Source organism: Pseudomonas sp. GW821-FHT01C01 (genome assembly GCF_059422645.1).
Genome location: NZ_JBWKXF010000015.1, coordinates 1 through 18,837, shown reverse-complemented (window position 1 = coordinate 18,837; position 18,837 = coordinate 1). Strand labels below are relative to the sequence as shown.

Below are 18,837 nucleotides of genomic sequence, written 5' to 3'. Positions count from 1 at the left end.
ATCATGCCATCCATCCTTTTTATCCCTTTGTGCAAACCTCGCAGAGCGCCGAGAATCGGTGCTTTCCTGTTCCCTTTGATAATCGAGCGTGATGACCATGCAGCATCCAGCACGTATTGAACTCTGGGCCATCCTGCGGTTGGCGGGGCCGCTGATTGCCTCGCAGTTGGCGCACATGCTGATGGTCCTCACCGACACCCTGATGATGGCGCGCCTGAGTCCCGAGGCGCTGGCCGGTGGCGGGCTCGGCGCGGCGACCTATTCGTTCGTGTCGATTTTCTGCATCGGCGTGATAGCTGCCGTCGGCACACTGGTGGCGATCCGTCAGGGGGCCGGCGACATTCTCGGGGCTACCCGGCTGACCCAGGCCGGGTTGTGGCTGGCATGGCTGATGGCGCTGGTCGCCGGTTTGCTGCTGTGGAACCTCAAACCGGTGCTGCTACTGTTCGGCCAGACCGAAAGCAACGTCAACGCGGCCGGGCAGTTTTTGATCTTCCTGCCCTTCGCCCTGCCCGGCTACCTGAGCTTCATGGCCCTGCGCGGGTTCACCAGCGCCATTGGCCGTGCGACGCCGGTGATGGTTATCAGCCTGGGCGGGACCGTGGCCAACTTCCTGCTCAACTATGCATTGATTACCGGGATGTTCGGCTTGCCAAAATTGGGGCTGATGGGCATCGGGCTGGTCACGGCGATTGTCGCCAACCTGATGGCAATTGCGCTGGCGTGGCACATTCGTCGGCATCCGGCTTATGACGCCTATCCGCTGTGTCAGGGTTTGTCGCGGCTCAATCGGCACTATCTGAAGGAACTGTGGCGCCTGGGCTTGCCGATTGGCGGCACCTACGCGGTGGAAGTCGGGCTGTTTGCCTTCGCCGCCCTGTGCATGGGCACCATGGGCAGCACGCAACTGGGCGCACACCAGATCGCCCTGCAAATCGTTTCGGTGGCGTTCATGGTCCCGGCAGGTATTTCCTACGCGATCACCATGCGCATCGGCCAACATTACGGCGCCGGGCAATTGCTGGATGCGCGTCTGGCCGGGCGGGTCGGGATCGCCTTCGGGGCTGCGGCGATGCTGTGTTTCGCCATGGTCTTCTGGCTGCTGCCAAACCAGTTGGTCGGTTTGTTCCTCGACCACAACGACCCGGCGTTCCGCGATGTCATCAACCTGGCCGTGAGCCTGTTGGCAGTGGCGGCGTGGTTCGAGCTGTTTGACGGCACCCAAACCATCGCCATGGGCTGCATTCGCGGACTCAAGGATGCCAAGACTACTTTCCTCGTCGGCCTGGGTTGCTATTGGCTGATCGGCGCTCCGGCGGCGTGGTGGATGGCGTTCCACTTGCACTGGGGGCCAACGGGCGTCTGGTGGGGCCTGGCGCTGGGCCTGGCGTTCGCGGCGGTGAGCCTGACGCTGGGGTTCGAGTGGAAAATGAAGCGGATGATTCGGCGGGAGCCGTCATCGCAGCATTTCGAGGCCGTTCAGACCGAATGAGACCCCTGTAGGAGCTGGCTTGCCAGCGAATAGGCCGGCACATTCAGCTTCGACGTTGAATATGATGGCCCCTTCGCTGGCAAGCCAGCTCCTACAAGACCGCCTGCCGGCTGGAATCAAACGTCAGGTACTCCACCAGTTCGGCCAGCGGCAATGGCCTGCTGATCAAATACCCCTGCACCTGATCGCACTCGAACCCGCGCAGCAGATCCAGTTGCTCCGGCGTCTCTACACCTTCGGCAACCACTTCAAGGTTGAGGTTGTGCGCCAGGTTGATCATCGCGTGGACCAGTTTGCGGTTCTCCTCACGCTGTTCCATGCCGCCAACAAAGCTCTTGTCGATCTTCAGCAAAGTGATCGGCAGGCTGTTGAGGTGCACAAACGACGAGAACCCGGTGCCGAAATCGTCGAGTGAGAAGCGCACACCGAGGCGCCCGAGGGCGTCCATGGTCTGCTTGACCAGATCGCTGCGGCGCATGACCGCAGTTTCGGTCAGCTCGAACTCCAGCCACTTCGCCTCGACGCCGCGCTCGGCAATCAGGTGACTCAGGGTCGACAGCAACTGGCTGTCCTGGAACTGCCGGAATGACAGGTTGATCGCCATGTGCAACGGCGGCAAACCCAGCTCAAGCAGCGCCTGCATGTCGCGCAAGGCCCGGGAAATCACCCAGTACCCCAGCGGCACAATCAGACCGCTTTGCTCAGCCAGCGGCACGAATTCGCTCGGCGGTAGCAAGCCGCGCTCGGCATGCCGCCAGCGCACCAAAGCTTCGAGGCCGACGATCTGTCCGTCTTCAAGGTTCAGCCGTGGCTGGTAGTGCAATTCCAGCTCATCGCGGCGCAGCGCCCGGCGCAGTTCGGTTTCGAGGTCGGCGATGCTGCGGGCATTGCGGTTGATGCGTTCGTTAAAAATGTGAAAGGTGCAACCTTGCGTGCTTTTGGCCTGCTGCATGGCGATGTGCGCGTGCCACATCAGCGGATCCGCGCCGGCCTGGGCCCGGGCATGGGCAATGCCCAGGCTGGAGCCGATCAACAGGCTTTCGCCGTCGACCCAATAAGGCTCGGCCAGCGCTTCGCTGATGCGCTCGGCCATCCACTCGGCACGCTGGGGAGCACGACGGGTGTCGATCAGCAGCGCGAATTCATCACTGCCCAGGCGCGCGAGTTGATCGCCGGCCTCAAGCTGGCTCTTGAGCCGCGCCACCACTTGCAGGATCAGGCGGTCACCGGCCTGATGGCCGAGGGCATCGTTGGCATAACGAAAGTTGTCGAGGTCGAGATGACCGAGGGCCAGGCCGCGACCGTCGCTTTCCGCCAGCCGCGCCGTCAGCAAGGTCTGAAAGCCCTGGCGATTGGCGATGCCGGTGAGCGGATCCTGCTCGGCCAGACGTTGCAGGGTGTTTTCCAGCACCCCACGTTCGCGCACATGGCGCAGGCAACGGCGCAACATGCCCGGATCGAGATGATCGCGCACCAGCCAGTCACTTACACCGTCGGGCGGGGTCAGCGGCTCATGGTCGAGCAGCAACACCGTCGGCAGGCTGCAACGGCCCGGCGCCGGTTGAAGTTGCGGGATGGTCAATAACACCGCGCTGCGGTTGTCATCGAACAGGCTGCTGACCGACTCCCAACTCGGCGCGCTGATGAGCACGGCCGAGCTCCCCATCGGAGCCAGACACTCGCGCAACAACGCTGCCCACGCTGGCTCTTCGGCCAGTAGCAGCAAACGCAAGGGTTCGACAGGCGTAGACAAGCTAGCTCCCTAGACTCTGCAAAGATGTAGGCGACGGGCATTATGCCGTTCCGATAACCAATGACCAAAGACATCAGTCATCAAATCGAGCCCTTTGTATCTGGAATTACGAACATTAGCCGCAAATTCGTTGCGCATCCTGCGTGAAAGTAACAAAACCGGCAATTGCAGAAAGCGCGGTACGTCACAAGTCGGACAGAGCAGCACAATTCGCTGAGCCTGTTAAAATGCCGGCCCATTTTGTGACTGACTCCTGAATTTACCTATGTCCCGACTCAATCCCCGGCAGCAAGAAGCCGTGAGCTACGTCGGCGGCCCTCTTTTGGTGCTCGCCGGTGCAGGCTCCGGCAAGACCAGCGTAATCACACGCAAAATCGCGCACCTGATCCAGAACTGCGGCATTCGCGCCCAGTACATCGTCGCCATGACCTTTACCAACAAGGCCGCCCGCGAGATGAAGGAACGGGTCGGCACCCTGTTGCGTGCCGGTGAAGGTCGCGGGCTGACGGTTTGCACGTTCCACAACCTGGGCCTGAACATCATCCGCAAGGAGCATGTGCGGCTGGGCTACAAACCGGGCTTCTCGATCTTCGACGAGACCGACGTCAAAGCCCTGATGACCGACATCATGCAGAAGGAATACTCGGGCGACGATGGCGTCGACGAGATCAAGAACATGATCGGCGCCTGGAAAAACGACCTGATCCTGCCGGCCCAGGCCCTGGAAAACGCGCGCAACCCCAAGGAACAGACCGCCGCCATCGTCTACACCCACTACCAGCGCACGCTCAAGGCGTTCAACGCAGTGGACTTCGACGACCTGATCCTGCTGCCGGTGAAGCTGTTCGAAGAGCACGCCGACATCCTGGAAAAGTGGCAGAACAAGGTGCGTTACCTGCTGGTCGACGAATACCAGGACACCAACGCCAGCCAGTATTTGCTGGTGAAAATGCTCATCGGCAAGCGCAACCAGTTCACCGTAGTGGGCGACGACGACCAGTCGATCTACGCCTGGCGCGGTGCCCGCCCGGAAAACCTGATGCTGCTCAAGGACGACTACCCGTCCTTGAAAGTGGTGATGCTGGAGCAGAACTACCGCTCCACCAGCCGCATTCTGCGCTGCGCCAACGTGTTGATCTCGAACAACCCCCACGAGTTCGAAAAGCAGCTGTGGAGTGAAATGGGCCACGGCGACGAGATCCGCGTGATCCGTTGCCGCAACGAGGACGCCGAGGCCGAGCGTGTGGCCATGGAAATCCTCAGCCTGCACTTGCGCACCGACCGCCCGTACAGCGATTTCGCGATCCTCTATCGCGGCAACTACCAGGCCAAGCTGATCGAGCTGAAATTGCAGCATCACCAGGTGCCGTATCGCCTGTCCGGCGGCAACAGCTTTTTCGGACGCCAGGAAGTGAAGGACCTGATGGCCTACTTCCGCCTGATCGTGAACCCGGATGACGACAACGCGTTCCTGCGGGTGATCAACGTGCCGCGCCGTGAAATCGGTTCGACCACGCTTGAGAAACTGGGCAACTACGCCACCGAGCGCAAAATCTCGATGTACGCCGCCACCGATGAGATGGGTTTGGGCGAACACCTGGATTCGCGCTTCACCGATCGCCTGTCGCGCTTCAAACGCTTCATGGACCGGGTGCGCGAGCAATGCGCCGGTGAGGACCCGATCTCGGCCCTGCGCAGCATGGTCATGGACATCGACTACGAGAACTGGCTGCGTACCAACAGCTCCAGCGACAAGGCCGCGGATTACCGCATGGGCAACGTCTGGTTCCTGATCGAGGCCCTGAAGAACACCCTGGAAAAAGACGAAGACGGCGAAATGACCGTTGAGGACGCCATCGGCAAACTCGTCCTGCGTGACATGCTGGAGCGCCAGCAGGAAGAGGAAGACGGTGCCGAAGGCGTGCAGATGATGACCTTGCATGCCTCCAAGGGCCTGGAGTTCCCCTACGTGTTCATCATGGGCATGGAAGAGGAAATCCTTCCGCACCGTTCCAGCATCGAAGCCGACACCATCGAAGAAGAACGTCGCCTGGCCTACGTGGGCATCACCCGCGCGCGCCAGACCCTGGCCTTCACCTTCGCCGCCAAGCGCAAGCAGTACGGCGAGATCATCGATTGCGCGCCGAGCCGCTTCCTCGATGAGTTGCCGCCGGACGATCTGGCCTGGGAAGGCAACGACGACACACCGACCGAAGTCAAAGCCGTGCGAGGCAACAACGCATTGGCGGATATACGCGCGATGTTAAAGCGCTAGAATTGACCACTTTTATATGACCTTCGGCGCACAGGCGCCAAAAGAGGACAGCTTCATGGAAGCCCTGCACCAGAAAATTCGCGAACAAGGCATTGTGCTTTCCGACCAGGTCCTGAAGGTCGACGCCTTTCTGAACCACCAGATCGACCCGGCCCTGATGAAGCTGATCGGCGACGAATTCGCCACGCTGTTCAAGGATTCGGGCATCACCAAGATCGTCACCATCGAAGCCTCGGGCATCGCCCCGGCGATCATGACCGGCCTGAACCTCGGTGTGCCGGTGATTTTCGCCCGCAAGCACCAGTCCCTGACCCTCACCGAAAACCTGCTGTCGGCGACCGTTTACTCGTTCACCAAGCAGACCGAAAGCACCGTGGCGATCTCCCCGCGCCACCTGACCAGCAGCGACCGCGTGCTGATCATCGATGACTTCCTGGCCAACGGTAAGGCGTCCCAGGCGCTGATTTCGATCATCAAACAGGCCGGCGCGACCGTGGCGGGCCTGGGCATCGTGATCGAGAAGTCGTTCCAGGGCGGCCGTGCGGAACTGGACTCGCAGGGTTATCGCGTAGAGTCCCTGGCTCGCGTGAAGTCGCTGGCCGATGGTGTCGTGACCTTCATCGAATAACACCACACCGCAAACCCCCTGTAGGAGCTGGCTTGCCAGCGAAGAGGCCATCACATCCAACATCCTTGTTGTATGTCACGCCGCCTTCGCTGGCAAGCCAGCTCCTACAATGGGTTTCGTGCGGTGGCCTTGAGGCCGGCCAGCAACAAGCGCTGGTACAAATCCTCCTTCAGCCCCTCCGTGTTGGCCAGTTGCATGCGCTCCAGATGCTCCGGGAACGCTGCTGCCTCCGGCGCATCCAGCGCCGCCTTGCCCAATTCCAGCACCTCGCTCAGCTTGAACTTGCTCTTGAGCCAGTTCAGCGCCCGCAATACATCTCGCTCGACCTCGGTGAAATCACACCCCAGCGGATACTCTGGAAACAGTTGCGGATGCCGTGCCTGAATGCCCTGCAACCGTTGCGGAGTGTTATCGGCAAAGCGTGGATCGAGACGGAAGTCCTTGGGCAATTTGCCGACTTTCTGCGCCCGCTCGATCAATCCCGGCTGAAAACGCGAGTCGCTGATGTTGAGCAAGGCCTCAATCACTGCCGCATCGGTTTTGCCGCGAAGATCGGCGATGCCGTATTCGGTGACCACAATGTCCCGCAAGTGCCGGGGAATCGTGCAGTGGCCATACTCCCAAACGATGTTCGAGCTGACCTCGCCGCCAGACTCACGCCAGCTGCGCAGCAGCAACACCGAACGCGCGCCTTGCAGCGCATGGCCCTGAGCCACGAAGTTGTACTGCCCGCCTACGCCGCTGAGCACACGTCCATCTTCGAGCTGATCCGCAACAGCGGCACCCAGCAATGTCACGGTGAACGCAGTGTTGATGAACCGTGCATCAAGACGCTGCAAACGCTTGAGTTCTTCCTGGCCATAGAGCTCGTTGATGTAGCTGATGCGGGTCATGTTGAATTCGAGTCGCTTGCTTTGTGGCAACTCACGCAAGCGTTCGTAGTAGGTGCGCGGGCCGAGGAAGAAGCCGCCATGCACAGAAATGCCGTCGGTTTGTGCGGCCTCATCCAGGGTGCCGGCATTCGCCTGTTGCTGGGTTGCTACGTCCGGGTAAACCTTGCGCCGCACGATTCCGGCATCCGCCAGCACCAGCAAGCCGTTGACGAACATTTCGCTACAGCCATACAGGCCTTTGGCGAATGGTTCGATGCCACCTGCGCGCTCGATCAGTTGCGCCCAGTGGCTGAGGTTTACGTCGGCCAGCAACGCCTTGTAAGCGTCGTTGTCCGCTTGCCGTGCCAGCAGCGCCGCCGTCAGCGCATCGCCCATGGAGCCGATGCCGATCTGCAAGGTGCCACCGTCACGCACCAGGGTGCTGGCGTGCAGGCCGATGAAATGGTCCTGACACCCCACCGGCATGTTCGGCGTGGAAAACAGCGTGGTGTTGTCTTTCTCATTGATCAGCAGGTCGAAGGTGTCGATACCGAGTTCCGCATCGCCGGGCATGTAAGGCAGATCGTTGTGCACCTGGCCGACCATCAGGATGGTTTCTCCGGCGGCACGGCGCCTGGCAATCATCGGCAGCAGATCGAGGGTGATGTCCGGGTTGCAGCTCAGGCTCAAGCGGTCGGGTTGCCCGGCATGACTGGCGACCAACTGAGCGACCAGATTCAACCCGGCAGCATTGATGTCCCGCGCCGCATGGCTGTAATTGCTGCTGACGTAGTCCTGCTGCGCCGCCGCACTGTTGAGCAGGCTGCCGGGCTGCATGAAGAACTGCTGAATGTGGATATTGCCCGGCAGTTGGTCGCGATGCAGGTCGGCGAGGAAATCCAGCTCGGGATAATCGCCGAACACCCGTTCGATAAAGGGTTCGAGGAAGCGTTTTTGCAGTCCGTCACCCAGTGAGGGACGACCCAGGCACAGCGCGGTGTAGATCGTCAGCCGCCGCTCTGGCAGTTGCGCGATACGTCGATACAACGCGTTGACGAAGTGGTTGGGTTTGCCCAGGCCCAGGGGCAGGCCCATGTGAAGGTGGACCGGCAACCGCGCCAGTACGTCATCGACCGCCTGCTCGATAGAACACAGCTGCACCATCGGATCCTCCCTCACGTTCCATGAATTGGGGTTGGACCGAGCTTGCCGGGTCTTGGCTGCAATGAACAGCCTCAGACGCCAAATCATGCCAGCACCGAAGATCCTTTGTGGGAGCGGGCTTGCTCGCGAAGAGGCCGTGTCAGTCGCCATCAATGTTGACTGACACACCGCTTTCGCGAGCAAGCCCGCTCCCAAAAGGGTTCTTCATTGTCTTCAGGACAAAACAGCGGGCACAAAAAAGCCGCTCGAAAGCGGCTTTTCAGCAGGAAGACTCAGGCTTATTTCAGGCCGGACATCTTCTGGATCGCGCCTTTGAGCTCGGCGTCTGCGCAATCGGCGCAGGTGCCTTTTGGCGGCATCGAGTTGAGGCCGGAGATCGCCTTGGCGAGCAGGCCGTCAACACCGCCTTCTTTCTTGGCGCGCTCGCCCCAAGCGGCGGCATCACCGATTTTCGGCGCGCCCAACAGGCCTGAGCCGTGGCAAGCGTTGCAATGTTTTGCAATCACTTCATCCGGAGTTTTCGCACCACCACCGCCGCCAGCGGCAGTGGCCACCTCCATGCCCTTGCACTCTTTACCCTGAACACAAACCTGACCGACTGGCTCAAGGCGTTTAGCAATATCGTCGTTGGTCGCAGCTTGAGCGCTGACACTGACAGCCCATAGGGCCAATACGGTTGCTGGTGCAGCCAGCATTTTCATAATTAGGTTCACGCGTTCACCCTCAATGGTGGCTAGTCACGCCTACGGCCACGGTTCGCAGGCGGGCGCAAGTATAGCGGTAAGCCCGTCGCACTGAAACAACCCCAAAATCGGAGTGGTCTTAGGCTGCGGCGGAAAAACAGCCCGGGCGCCTCGGTGATACTGGCAGGACGCCTTTTTTCTTAGAAATTCGCCGGCGTTGCTGCGCTGATTAGTCGCGCCGGCATATCGAACGGATTCCGGAAACGGTGTGGCTTGGTACTTTCAAAGTAGTAGCTATCGCCGGCTTCGAGTACAAAAGTTTCGAGACCGACCACCAGTTCCAGTTTTCCTTCGACCAGGATGCCGGTTTCCTCGCCTTCATGGGTGAGCATCTCGTCACCGGTGTCGGCGCCTGGCGGATAAATTTCATTGAGGAATGCGATAGCCCGGCTCGGGTGGGCCCGACCGACCAGTTTCATGGTCACGGCGCCATCGGAAATATCGATCAGCTCGTTGGCCTTGTAGACGATCTGAGTCGGTTTTTCCTGCAGGATCTCTTCGGAAAAGAACTCGACCATGGACATGGGAATCCCGCCCAACACCTTGCGCAGCGAACTGATCGAAGGGCTCACGCTGTTCTTCTCGATCATCGAAATCGTGCTGTTGGTGACCCCCGCCCGCTTGGCGAGTTCACGCTGGGAAAGGCCTTTGAGCCTACGGATGGATTGCAGTCGTTCACCGACGTCCAAAGCTTGCGCCTCCAGGATTCAGGATTGTTGAAATAGTGAGCGTTATCATGGCGACAGCGTTCAGTATTTACAACACCTTGACCTGAATCCTGCTCAGCGAGGCGACTTCCGGTCTGGAGCCCTGCGCACTAAGCCCCGGAATAGAGCAGTGGCACTCGGCGCAGGTTGCAGAAAATCTGGTAAGGAATCGTGCCGGCAGCCATGGCTACATCACTGGCGAGGATGTTTTTGCCCCACAACTCGACGGTCGAACCGAGACCGGCCTGCGGCACATCGGTCAGGTCGATACAGAGCATGTCCATCGACACCCGACCGAGCAACTGGCTGCGCTGCCCGGCCACCAGCACTGGCGTGCCGGTCGGTGCCAAGCGCGGGTAGCCGTCGGCATAACCCATGGCCACGACGCCAATGCGCATCGGTTTAGGAGTGATGAATCTGGCGCCGTAACCGACGGGTTCGCCAGCCGGCAACTCGCGCACACTGATCACTTTCGATTCCAGGGTCATGACCGGTTGCAGGCGTGATGCCACTTCGTTGGCTTCTTCGAAGGGCGTGGCGCCATAGAGCATGATGCCCGGACGCACCCAATCACTCGGAATCTGCGGCCAGCCGAGCACTGCCGGCGAGTTGCGCAAACTCACTTCGGCGGACAAACCTTTACGCGCCGCTTCAAACACCGCCACCTGTTCGGCGCTGGCCTGTTCGTGCAGTTCGTCGGCACGGGCAAAGTGACTCATCAGCACCACTTTCGCGACCTTGCCGCTGGCCAGCAGACGCTGATAAGCCGCCTGATAATCCGCCGGGTGCAGCCCCACGCGGTGCATGCCCGAATCAAGCTTCAGCCACACGGTAATCGGCTTGCTCAACGCGGCTTTCTCGATGGCTTCGAGCTGCCACAGCGAATGCACCACACACCAGAAATCATGCTCGACGATCAGTGACAACTCGTCGGCTTCGAAAAAGCCTTCCAGCAACAGCACCGGTGCATGAATACCCGCTGCCCGCAGCTCCAACGCCTCTTCAATGCAGGCCACGGCAAACCCGTCCGCCTCGGCTTCCAGCGCTTGCGCGCACCGCACAGCGCCATGGCCATAGGCATCGGCCTTGATCACCGCGAGGGCTTTGGCCCCCGTGAGTTCACGGGCGATTCGGTAGTTGTGACGCAGGGCTTGAAGGTCGATCAGGGCACGGGCAGGACGCATGGCGGCACACTTCTGGTCGGGTTAACGGGAAAAAAAACCGGCGCTGGCTGACGGCGTGAACCGCCAACAGCACCGGGAGAGGGATCTTTCTGACAGGCTTATGGCAGAGCGGCGACAACCGACAGCTCGACCAGGATTTCCGGCTCGCACAGTTTCGACTCAACCGTGGCGCGGGCCGGGGCAACACCGCTTGGCAGCCACTGGTCCCACACCGCGTTCATGCCTTCGAAATGCGCGTCGATGTCTTTCAGGTAAATCGTCACCGACAGCAGATGGTGCTTGTCGGTGCCAGCCAGATCGAGCAAACGCTCGATGTTGGCGAGGGTTTCACGGGTCTGCTGTTCAATCCCGGCGTTCATGTCATCGCCGACCTGTCCGGCCAGGTAAACCGTGCCGTTATGGGTGACGATCTGACTCATGCGCTCATTGGTGAGCTGGCGCTGGACTGACATGCTTTGCAGACTCCTGGGTTTTGTTGCCGTAACGGGAAATATCGAGGCCTTCGGCGCTGATCTGCGGCTTTTTCTTCGCCATCAGGTCAGCCAGCAAACGACCCGAACCACAAGCCATGGTCCAGCCGAGCGTACCGTGACCGGTGTTCAGGAACAGGTTCTTGAACGGGGTGGCGCCAACAATCGGGGTGCCGTCCGGAGTGGTCGGACGCAGGCCGGTCCAGAAATCAGCCTGGGCCAGATCGCCGCCCTGAGGATAAAGATCGTTGACGATCATCTCCAGTGTTTCGCGGCGACGCGGGTTCAGCGACAGGTCAAAACCGGCAATCTCGGCCATGCCGCCGACGCGGATGCGGTTGTCGAAACGGGTGATCGCGACTTTGTAGGTCTCATCGAGAATGGTTGAGGTCGGTGCCATCGCCGGGTTGGTGATCGGCACGGTCAGCGAGTAACCCTTGAGCGGATAAACCGGTGCCTTGATGCCCAGCGGTTTGAGCAGTTGCGGCGAGTAGCTGCCGAGTGCCAGCACGTAGCGGTCAGCGGTTTCCAGCTTGCCGTCGATCCACACGCCGTTGATGCGGTCACCGGCGAAGTCGAGGCGCTGGATGTCCTGGCCGAAACGGAACTGCACACCGAGCTTCGCGGCCATCTCGGCGAGCTTGGTGGTGAACATCTGGCAGTCGCCAGTCTGGTCGTTCGGCAGGCGCAGGGCACCGGCGAGGATGTCAGTGACGCTGGCCAGGGCCGGCTCAACGCGGGCGATGCCTTCGCGGTCGAGCAGTTCGAACGGCACGCCGGACTCTTTCAGCACGGCGATGTCTTTCGCCGCGCCGTCCAGTTGAGCCTGGGTGCGGAACAGTTGGGTGGTACCGAGGCTGCGGCCTTCGTAGGCGATGCCGGTCTCCAGGCGCAGTTCGTCGAGGCAGTCACGGCTGTACTCGGACAGACGGACCATGCGCTCCTTGTTCACCGCGTAACGGCTGGCAGTGCAGTTGCGCAGCATCTGTGCCATCCACAGGTACTGGTCGATGTCGGCAGTGGCCTTGATCGCCAAGGGTGCATGGCGCTGCAACAGCCACTTGATGGCTTTGAGCGGCACACCCGGTGCGGCCCACGGCGAGGCATAACCCGGCGAGACTTGCCCGGCGTTGGCGAAACTGGTCTCCATGGCAGCAGCTGGCTGCCGGTCGACAACCACTACTTCAAACCCGGCGCGGGCCAAGTAATAAGCACTGGTGGTACCGATAACGCCGCTACCCAAGACCATGACGCGCATTTTCATATCCCTCATCGCGGCTAACCGCTGACGTTTGTTATTCAGAGCTTTAGATGCGCGCAGTGTAAAAAAGATTTGCCAGTGCTTTTCACTATATAAGCGCCTATATTTGGCGACAATTCTCGGCAAAAACCCTTTTCACGGAGGCGCATCCCCTATGCGTACCAACACTCAGACCAAACGTGAGCTGGACAAGATCGACCGCAACATCTTGCGGATCCTGCAAGCGGACGGGCGGATTTCCTTTACGGAGCTTGGGGAAAAGGTCGGGCTCTCGACCACGCCCTGCACTGAGCGGGTCCGGCGCCTGGAGCGCGAGGGGATCATCATGGGCTACAACGCCCGGCTCAATCCGCAGCACCTGAAGGGTAGTCTTCTGGTGTTCGTCGAGATCAGCCTGGACTACAAATCCGGCGATACTTTCGAAGAGTTCCGACGCGCGGTGCTGAAATTGCCCCATGTGCTGGAGTGTCACTTGGTTTCAGGGGATTTCGACTACCTGGTGAAGGCGCGGATTTCCGAGATGGCCTCGTATCGCAAATTGCTGGGCGACATCCTGCTCAAGCTGCCCCACGTGCGCGAGTCCAAGAGTTACATCGTGATGGAAGAGGTGAAAGAGAGCCTGACCTTGCCGATTCCGGATTGAGATTTGCGGTGTCTGTTCAGCCGCTTTCGCGAGCAAGCCCGCTCCCACAGTTGATCCGTGTCGAACATAAACTTTGTGTTCACTAAAGATCCAATGTGGGAGCGGGCTTGCTCGCGAAGGCAGCGACTCGGTCTATCTAGACCAACACCTGCCGAGTACTGGCCATGTACTCGAACACCTGCTTCTCAACCCGTGGATGAATCAGCTCCACCGGCCCCCGCCCATTGGGGCACGGCAAGGTCTTGGTGGTGCCGAACAACCGGCAGATCAGCGGCCGCTCGTCATACACCGTGCAACCATTCGGCCCCAGATGCACACAATTGAGCTCTTCCATCGCGGCATCCTGCTCGGCGCGAGTCTTGCGCGGCAGGCGCGACATTTCTTCCGGCGAGGTGGTCACCGGTCCGCAGCAGTCATGGCAACCGGGCACGCACTCGAACGAGGGAATCTGTTGTCGCAATGTGCGAATTGTCTGGCTGTTGCAGCTCATTGCAGCGGTGACCCAAAGCGGAATAGAGCGCGATTCTGACGCAAAAGCCCCGATCCAGACAGCACCAGCCGACCAATGTTGCCCGCCCGGGAAGGTCCGGCTTATGCTCCGTCAAGTTTTCTAAACGCAAGAATCAGGAACACGCACATGAATGCCCGTGCTCAACAGCCTGTCAGCCACACCGCTTCCTACTACGCCGCCAGCAGCCTGCCGCAGCCCGAACATCCGGTGCTCAAAGGCGAAGTGTTGGCCGACGTCTGTGTAGTGGGTGGCGGGTTTTCAGGGTTGAACACGGCGCTTGAGCTGGCCGATCGCGGACTCAGCGTGGTGTTGCTTGAAGCCCACAAAATCGGTTGGGGCGCCAGTGGACGCAATGGCGGGCAGCTGATTCGCGGCGTTGGCCACGGCCTCGATCAGTTCACCAATGTCATCGGTGTCGAAGGCGTGCGGCAAATGAAACTCATGGGCCTGGAAGCGGTGGAAATCGTCCGGCAACGGGTTGAGCGTTTTCAGATCCCCTGCGACCTGACCTGGGGTTACTGCGACCTCGCCAACAAGCCCCGTGACCTTGAAGGTTTCGCCGAAGATGCCGAAGAACTGCGCAACCTCGGTTATCGCTACGAGACTCGTTTGCTGCAAGCCAATGAGATGCACACCGTGGTCGGCTCTACGCGTTATGTCGGTGGCCTGATCGACATGGGTTCGGGGCACCTGCATCCACTGAACCTGGCCTTGGGCGAAGCCGCAGCCGCACAACGACTGGGGGTCCAGTTGTTCGAGCAATCGGCCGTGACCCGCATCGACTACGGCCCCGAGGTCAAGGTCCATACCGCAGAGGGCTCGGTACGCGCCAGAACCCTGGTGTTGGGTTGCAATGCCTACCTCAATAACCTCAACCCGGAACTCAGCGGCAAAGTCCTGCCCGCCGGCAGCTACATCATCGCCACCGAACCCTTGAGCGAAGAACTGGCCCACGCCCTGCTGCCGCAGAACATGGCGGTCTGCGATCAACGGGTGGCGCTGGATTATTACCGGCTCTCGGCGGACCGGCGCCTGTTGTTCGGCGGCGCCTGCCATTATTCAGGCCGCGACCCGAAAGACATCGCCGCGTACATGCGTCCGAAAATGCTCGAAGTCTTTGCGCAACTGTCTGGTGTGAGGATCGACTATCAATGGGGCGGCATGATCGGCATCGGCGCCAATCGCCTGCCGCAGATCGGCCGACTCAAGGACCAGCCGAATGTGTATTACGCCCAGGCCTATTCCGGTCATGGTGTGAATGCCACGCACCTGGCCGGCAAACTGCTGGCCGAAGCCATCAGCGGCCAGCACAGCGGCGGCTTCGATCTGTTTGCCAAAGTGCCGCATATCACCTTCCCCGGCGGCAAGCATTTGCGCTCGCCGTTGCTGGCACTGGGGATGTTGTGGCATCGGCTTAAAGAGTTGGTCTGAAGGATTGGCGGTGTCTGTACCGACGCCTTCGCGAGCAAGCCCGCTCCCACAGTTGATCCGTGTCGAACACAGAATCTGTGTTCACTGAAGATCTAATGTGGGAGCGGGCTTGCTCGCGAATGGGCCTAAAAATCACCATGGATTTCAGATCCGCCAGAAAGGCTTCAGCCCCTCCTCCAACGCCTGCTCCCGCGTCAGCCCGATATCCTTGAGCTGGTTGGGTGTCAGGGTCAACAACGCCTTGCGCGTGCGCAGCCGGCGCCAGAACTGATCCCAGCGACTCAGGCCGGACGACGCATTGCGCATGCCCGCCTCCCGCGTGCCGTTGTTCTGCCCTGCCGCCAGTTCCTGACTGCGTAACGTCAGCCGCACATCGCTCAAACCGTTCATCTTGGATGCTCCTGTTTACTTGGGTAGCCAGAGGTTCCATGATGCGAGGGCGCGCAAAAGCAATACAGATTCAATGCAACTGTATTAACTCAATACAGTTTTGCCGATTCCGCCACTGAATCCTGATTTTTTGCCTGATCTGTACTGGTTAACCGAATCACCCCTATCGAGGCTGCACCATGACTCTTTACGTCAACCTCGCCGAGTTGCTCGGCACACGTATTGAACAGGGCTTCTATCGCCCCGGTGACCGACTGCCTTCAGTACGGGCGCTGAGCGTCGAGCACGGCGTCAGCCTGAGCACGGTGCAGCAGGCCTATCGGGTGCTGGAGGACAACGGGCTGGCCATGCCAAGGCCCAAATCCGGATACTTCGTTCCGGCCAGCCGCGAATTGCCGGATTTGCCGGCAGTCGGCCGCCCGGCCCAGCGTCCGGTGGACATTTCGCAATGGGATCAGGTGCTGGAATTGATCCGCGCAGTGCCGCGCAAAGATGTGGTGCAACTCGGACGCGGCATGCCGGACATCACCAGCCCGACCATGAAACCGCTGCTGCGCGATCTGGCGCGAATCAGCCGGCGGCAGGACATGCCCGGTCTGTATTACGACAACATCCACGGCAACCTCGAACTGCGTGAACAAATCGCTCGCCTGATGCTCGATTCCGGCTGTCAGTTGGGCGCCAGTGAGCTGGTGGTCACTACGGGTTGCCACGAAGCACTGTCCACCAGCATTCGCGCAATCTGCGAGCCGGGGGACATTGTTGCGGTGGACTCGCCGAGCTTTCACGGTGCGATGCAGACCCTCAAGGGCCTGGGCATGAAGGCCCTGGAAATCCCTACCGACCCGCTGACCGGGATCAGTCTTGAAGCACTGGAACTGGCCCTGGAGCAATGGCCAATCAAGGTCATACAGCTGACCCCCAACTGCAATAACCCGTTGGGCTACATCATGCCGGAGTCGCGCAAACGTGCGTTGTTGACGCTTGCGCAGCGCTTTGACGTGGCGATCATCGAGGACGATGTGTATGGCGAACTGGCCTATACCTACCCGCGCCCGCGCACGATCAAATCCTTCGACGAGGACGGGCGCGTCCTGTTGTGCAGTTCGTTTTCCAAGACCCTGGCCCCGGGCCTGCGCATCGGCTGGGTCGCACCCGGCCGTTATCTGGAACGGGTGTTGCACATGAAGTACATCAGCACCGGCTCCACTGCGCCTCAGCCGCAAATCGCCATCGCCGAGTTTCTCAAGGGTGGCCACTTCGAACCGCATTTGCGGCGGATGCGCACGCAATACCAGCGCAATCGCGACGTGATGATTGATTGGGTGACTCGCTATTTTCCTGCTGGCACTCGCGCCAGTCGCCCACAAGGCAGCTTCATGCTGTGGGTCGAACTGCCGGAAGGCTTCGACACCCTGAAACTGAATCGCGCCTTGCACGACCAGGGCGTACAGATTGCCGTGGGCAGTATTTTTTCCGCCTCGGGCAAGTACCGCAATTGCCTGCGCATGAACTACGCTGCCAAACCAACACCGCTCATCGAAGAAGCGGTGCGCAAGGTCGGTGCGACAGCGATCAAACTGCTGGCGGAAACCGATCAGCTCAGCGACTGACTTTTATTCGGGAATCAGCGTCCATATGCCTATCTGCGCCGCCAAACGGAACGATCCTACGTGAGAGTCAGACAGCCCCTGCTTGCTTTTCTGCTGCTCGCCTCGTTCCTGAGCGGTTGCTCCAGCTTCGACGTTCAGCGCGTACCGAGCCAGGCGCTGCCGGCTTCAGACTCCGCATTCGGTCGCTCGGTCCAGGCACAAGCCGCACCTTACAAGGGGCAATCGGGCTTTCGCCTGCTATCGGACAGCACCGAGGCCTTCACCGCCCGCGCCGAACTGATCCGCAATGCCCAAAGCAGCCTCGATTTGCAGTACTACATCGTGCACGACGGCATCAGCACGCGCATGTTGATCGAGGAATTGCTCAAGGCCGCTGACCGCGGCGTGCGGGTGCGGGTACTGCTCGACGATACCGCCAGCGACGGCCTGGACCGCATCATCGCAACCCTCGCCGCGCATCCGAACATCCAGATCCGCGTATTCAACCCGCTGAATCTGGGCCGCAGTACGGGCGTGACGCGCACCGTGGGCCGCCTGTTCAACCTGTCGCAACAACATCGACGCATGCACAACAAGCTGTGGCTGGCAGACAACAGCATGGCCATCGTCGGCGGGCGCAATCTGGGCGACGAGTATTTCGATGCCAAGCCCAATATGAATTTCACCGACATCGACATGCTCAGCGTCGGCCCGGTCGCCGAGCAACTCGGGCACAGTTTCGACCAATATTGGAACAGCGCCCTGAGTAAGCCGATCGACGAATTCCTGTCGAGCAAACCCACCCCCCGGGACCTGGAAAACACTCGCACCCGGCTGGATGAGTCGTTGGCGGAAACGCGCAAACAGAATCACGCGCTCTACAAGCACTTGATGACCTTCACCACGCATCCGCGCCTGGACATCTGGCGCCGCGAACTCATCTGGGCCTGGAACCAGGCACTGTGGGACGCGCCGAGCAAGGTACTGGCCAAGGGCGAGCCCGATTCGCAGTTGCTGCTGACCACGCAACTGGCGCCTGAACTCGAGAGCGTCCGCAAAGAGCTGATCATGATTTCGGCTTATTTCGTGCCTGGCCAACCGGGGCTGGTGTACCTGACCGGGCGCGCCGATGCTGGCGTCTCCGTAAGTTTGCTGACCAACTCACTGGAAGCCACGGACGTGCCGGCCGTGCATGGTGGCTACGCGCCCTATCGCAAGGCGTTGCTGGAACATGGCGTAAAGCTTTACGAATTGCGTCGTCAGCCGGGTGAAAACGGCGGCAGCGGTAGCGGGCCGCAACTATTTTCCAGCAGCTCCTATCGCGGCTCCGACTCCAGCCTGCACAGTAAGGCGATGATCTTCGACCAGCAGAAATCCTTTATCGGCTCGTTCAATTTCGATCCGCGCTCGGTACTGTGGAACACCGAAGTCGGCGTGCTGGTGGACAGTCCGGAGTTGGCCGCACGGGTTCGTGAACTGGCGCTGCAAGGTATGGCGCCGGCCCTGAGTTATCAGGTGGAGATGGAAAACGGTCAGATCGTCTGGACCACCGAAGACGATGGAAAAATGCACACCCTGACCAGGGAGCCAGGGAGCTGGTGGCGGCGCGTCAATGCCTGGCTGAGTAACACCGTCGGGCTGGAGAAGATGCTGTAGCAGCTGGCGAAGCCTGCGTCCGGCTGCGCAACCGCTGTCTCTTCTCCACATCTCCGAGCCCACGA

16 protein-coding genes are annotated in these 18,837 nt (G+C 60.3%); 7 read left to right on the top strand and 9 right to left on the bottom strand.

Annotated elements, in window-relative coordinates; all coding sequences use genetic code 11:
• Nucleotides 1-97 precede the first annotated feature (97 nt).
• Entirely contained in the window at nt 98-1,492 is a 1,395-nt protein-coding gene (locus AC07XF_RS12245) for a NorM family multidrug efflux MATE transporter (RefSeq protein WP_495026685.1), read from the top strand.
• 91 nt (nt 1,493-1,583) lie between these two features.
• Here the strand turns inward: AC07XF_RS12245 and AC07XF_RS12240 are convergent, their stop codons facing one another.
• Nucleotides 1,584-3,245, bottom strand: coding sequence for a putative bifunctional diguanylate cyclase/phosphodiesterase (locus AC07XF_RS12240; RefSeq protein ID WP_495026684.1), 1,662 nt, complete (start codon nt 3,243-3,245; stop codon nt 1,584-1,586).
• A gap of 265 nt (nt 3,246-3,510) precedes the next feature.
• Between AC07XF_RS12240 and rep the strand changes: the two genes are divergently transcribed.
• On the top strand, nt 3,511-5,520 hold the full coding sequence (gene rep, locus AC07XF_RS12235) for a DNA helicase Rep (RefSeq protein ID WP_495026683.1): 2,010 nt from the start codon (nt 3,511-3,513) through the stop codon (nt 5,518-5,520).
• Nucleotides 5,521-5,575: 55 nt separating this feature from the next.
• The gene (locus tag AC07XF_RS12230; protein WP_007975145.1) at nt 5,576-6,148 is read left to right on the top strand and encodes a xanthine phosphoribosyltransferase; all 573 of its coding nucleotides are present in this window, start codon (nt 5,576-5,578) and stop codon (nt 6,146-6,148) included.
• A 104-nt stretch (nt 6,149-6,252) separates the two neighbouring features.
• Here the strand turns inward: AC07XF_RS12230 and AC07XF_RS12225 are convergent, their stop codons facing one another.
• From AC07XF_RS12225 to dadA, 6 genes are all read right to left on the bottom strand, one after another.
• Nucleotides 6,253-8,184 carry an acetyl-CoA hydrolase/transferase C-terminal domain-containing protein gene (locus tag AC07XF_RS12225; protein ID WP_495026682.1) on the bottom strand — a complete coding sequence of 644 codons (1,932 nt, stop codon included), beginning with the start codon at nt 8,182-8,184 and terminating at the stop codon, nt 6,253-6,255.
• 278 nt (nt 8,185-8,462) lie between these two features.
• Entirely contained in the window at nt 8,463-8,885 is a 423-nt protein-coding gene (locus tag AC07XF_RS12220) for a c-type cytochrome (protein ID WP_495026746.1), read from the bottom strand.
• Between the two features lie 182 nt (nt 8,886-9,067).
• Nucleotides 9,068-9,616: a cupin domain-containing protein gene (locus AC07XF_RS12215; protein WP_204929726.1), complete on the bottom strand. Its 549-nt coding sequence runs from the start codon at nt 9,614-9,616 to the stop codon at nt 9,068-9,070.
• A gap of 128 nt (nt 9,617-9,744) precedes the next feature.
• Nucleotides 9,745-10,818, bottom strand: coding sequence for an alanine racemase (gene alr / locus AC07XF_RS12210; protein WP_495026681.1), 1,074 nt, complete (start codon nt 10,816-10,818; stop codon nt 9,745-9,747).
• A 98-nt stretch (nt 10,819-10,916) separates the two neighbouring features.
• Nucleotides 10,917-11,270 (bottom strand): RidA family protein, encoded by a 354-nt coding sequence (locus AC07XF_RS12205; RefSeq protein ID WP_495026680.1) that lies wholly within the window; start codon nt 11,268-11,270, stop codon nt 10,917-10,919.
• A complete protein-coding gene (gene dadA / locus AC07XF_RS12200) occupies nt 11,242-12,546 on the bottom strand; it encodes a D-amino acid dehydrogenase (RefSeq protein ID WP_495026679.1) in 1,305 nt (434 codons plus the stop codon). Before dadA ends, AC07XF_RS12205 begins: the two co-directional genes overlap by 29 nt.
• 157 nt (nt 12,547-12,703) lie before the next feature.
• Between dadA and AC07XF_RS12195 the strand changes: the two genes are divergently transcribed.
• Nucleotides 12,704-13,192 (top strand): Lrp/AsnC ligand binding domain-containing protein, encoded by a 489-nt coding sequence (locus AC07XF_RS12195; protein ID WP_007975155.1) that lies wholly within the window; start codon nt 12,704-12,706, stop codon nt 13,190-13,192.
• Between the two features lie 136 nt (nt 13,193-13,328).
• Here the strand turns inward: AC07XF_RS12195 and AC07XF_RS12190 are convergent, their stop codons facing one another.
• Complete coding sequence (locus tag AC07XF_RS12190; RefSeq protein ID WP_007975156.1) at nt 13,329-13,682, bottom strand: YkgJ family cysteine cluster protein; 354 nt, start codon at nt 13,680-13,682, stop codon at nt 13,329-13,331.
• A gap of 147 nt (nt 13,683-13,829) precedes the next feature.
• On the opposite strand from AC07XF_RS12190, the gene AC07XF_RS12185 reads away from it, so the two are divergent.
• Nucleotides 13,830-15,134 carry an NAD(P)/FAD-dependent oxidoreductase gene (locus AC07XF_RS12185; RefSeq protein ID WP_495026678.1) on the top strand — a complete coding sequence of 435 codons (1,305 nt, stop codon included), beginning with the start codon at nt 13,830-13,832 and terminating at the stop codon, nt 15,132-15,134.
• A 144-nt stretch (nt 15,135-15,278) separates the two neighbouring features.
• On the opposite strand, the gene AC07XF_RS12180 is transcribed toward AC07XF_RS12185, so the two are convergent.
• Complete coding sequence (locus tag AC07XF_RS12180; RefSeq protein WP_495026677.1) at nt 15,279-15,524, bottom strand: DUF1127 domain-containing protein; 246 nt, start codon at nt 15,522-15,524, stop codon at nt 15,279-15,281.
• Nucleotides 15,525-15,703: 179 nt separating this feature from the next.
• On the opposite strand from AC07XF_RS12180, the gene AC07XF_RS12175 reads away from it, so the two are divergent.
• Both AC07XF_RS12175 and AC07XF_RS12170 read left to right on the top strand, forming a co-directional pair.
• Nucleotides 15,704-17,137 carry an aminotransferase-like domain-containing protein gene (locus tag AC07XF_RS12175; protein ID WP_495026676.1) on the top strand — a complete coding sequence of 478 codons (1,434 nt, stop codon included), beginning with the start codon at nt 15,704-15,706 and terminating at the stop codon, nt 17,135-17,137.
• Nucleotides 17,138-17,197: 60 nt separating this feature from the next.
• Nucleotides 17,198-18,772, top strand: a complete 1,575-nt coding sequence (locus AC07XF_RS12170) for a phospholipase D family protein (protein WP_495026675.1) — start codon at nt 17,198-17,200, stop codon at nt 18,770-18,772.
• Nucleotides 18,773-18,837: the final 65 nt, after the last annotated feature.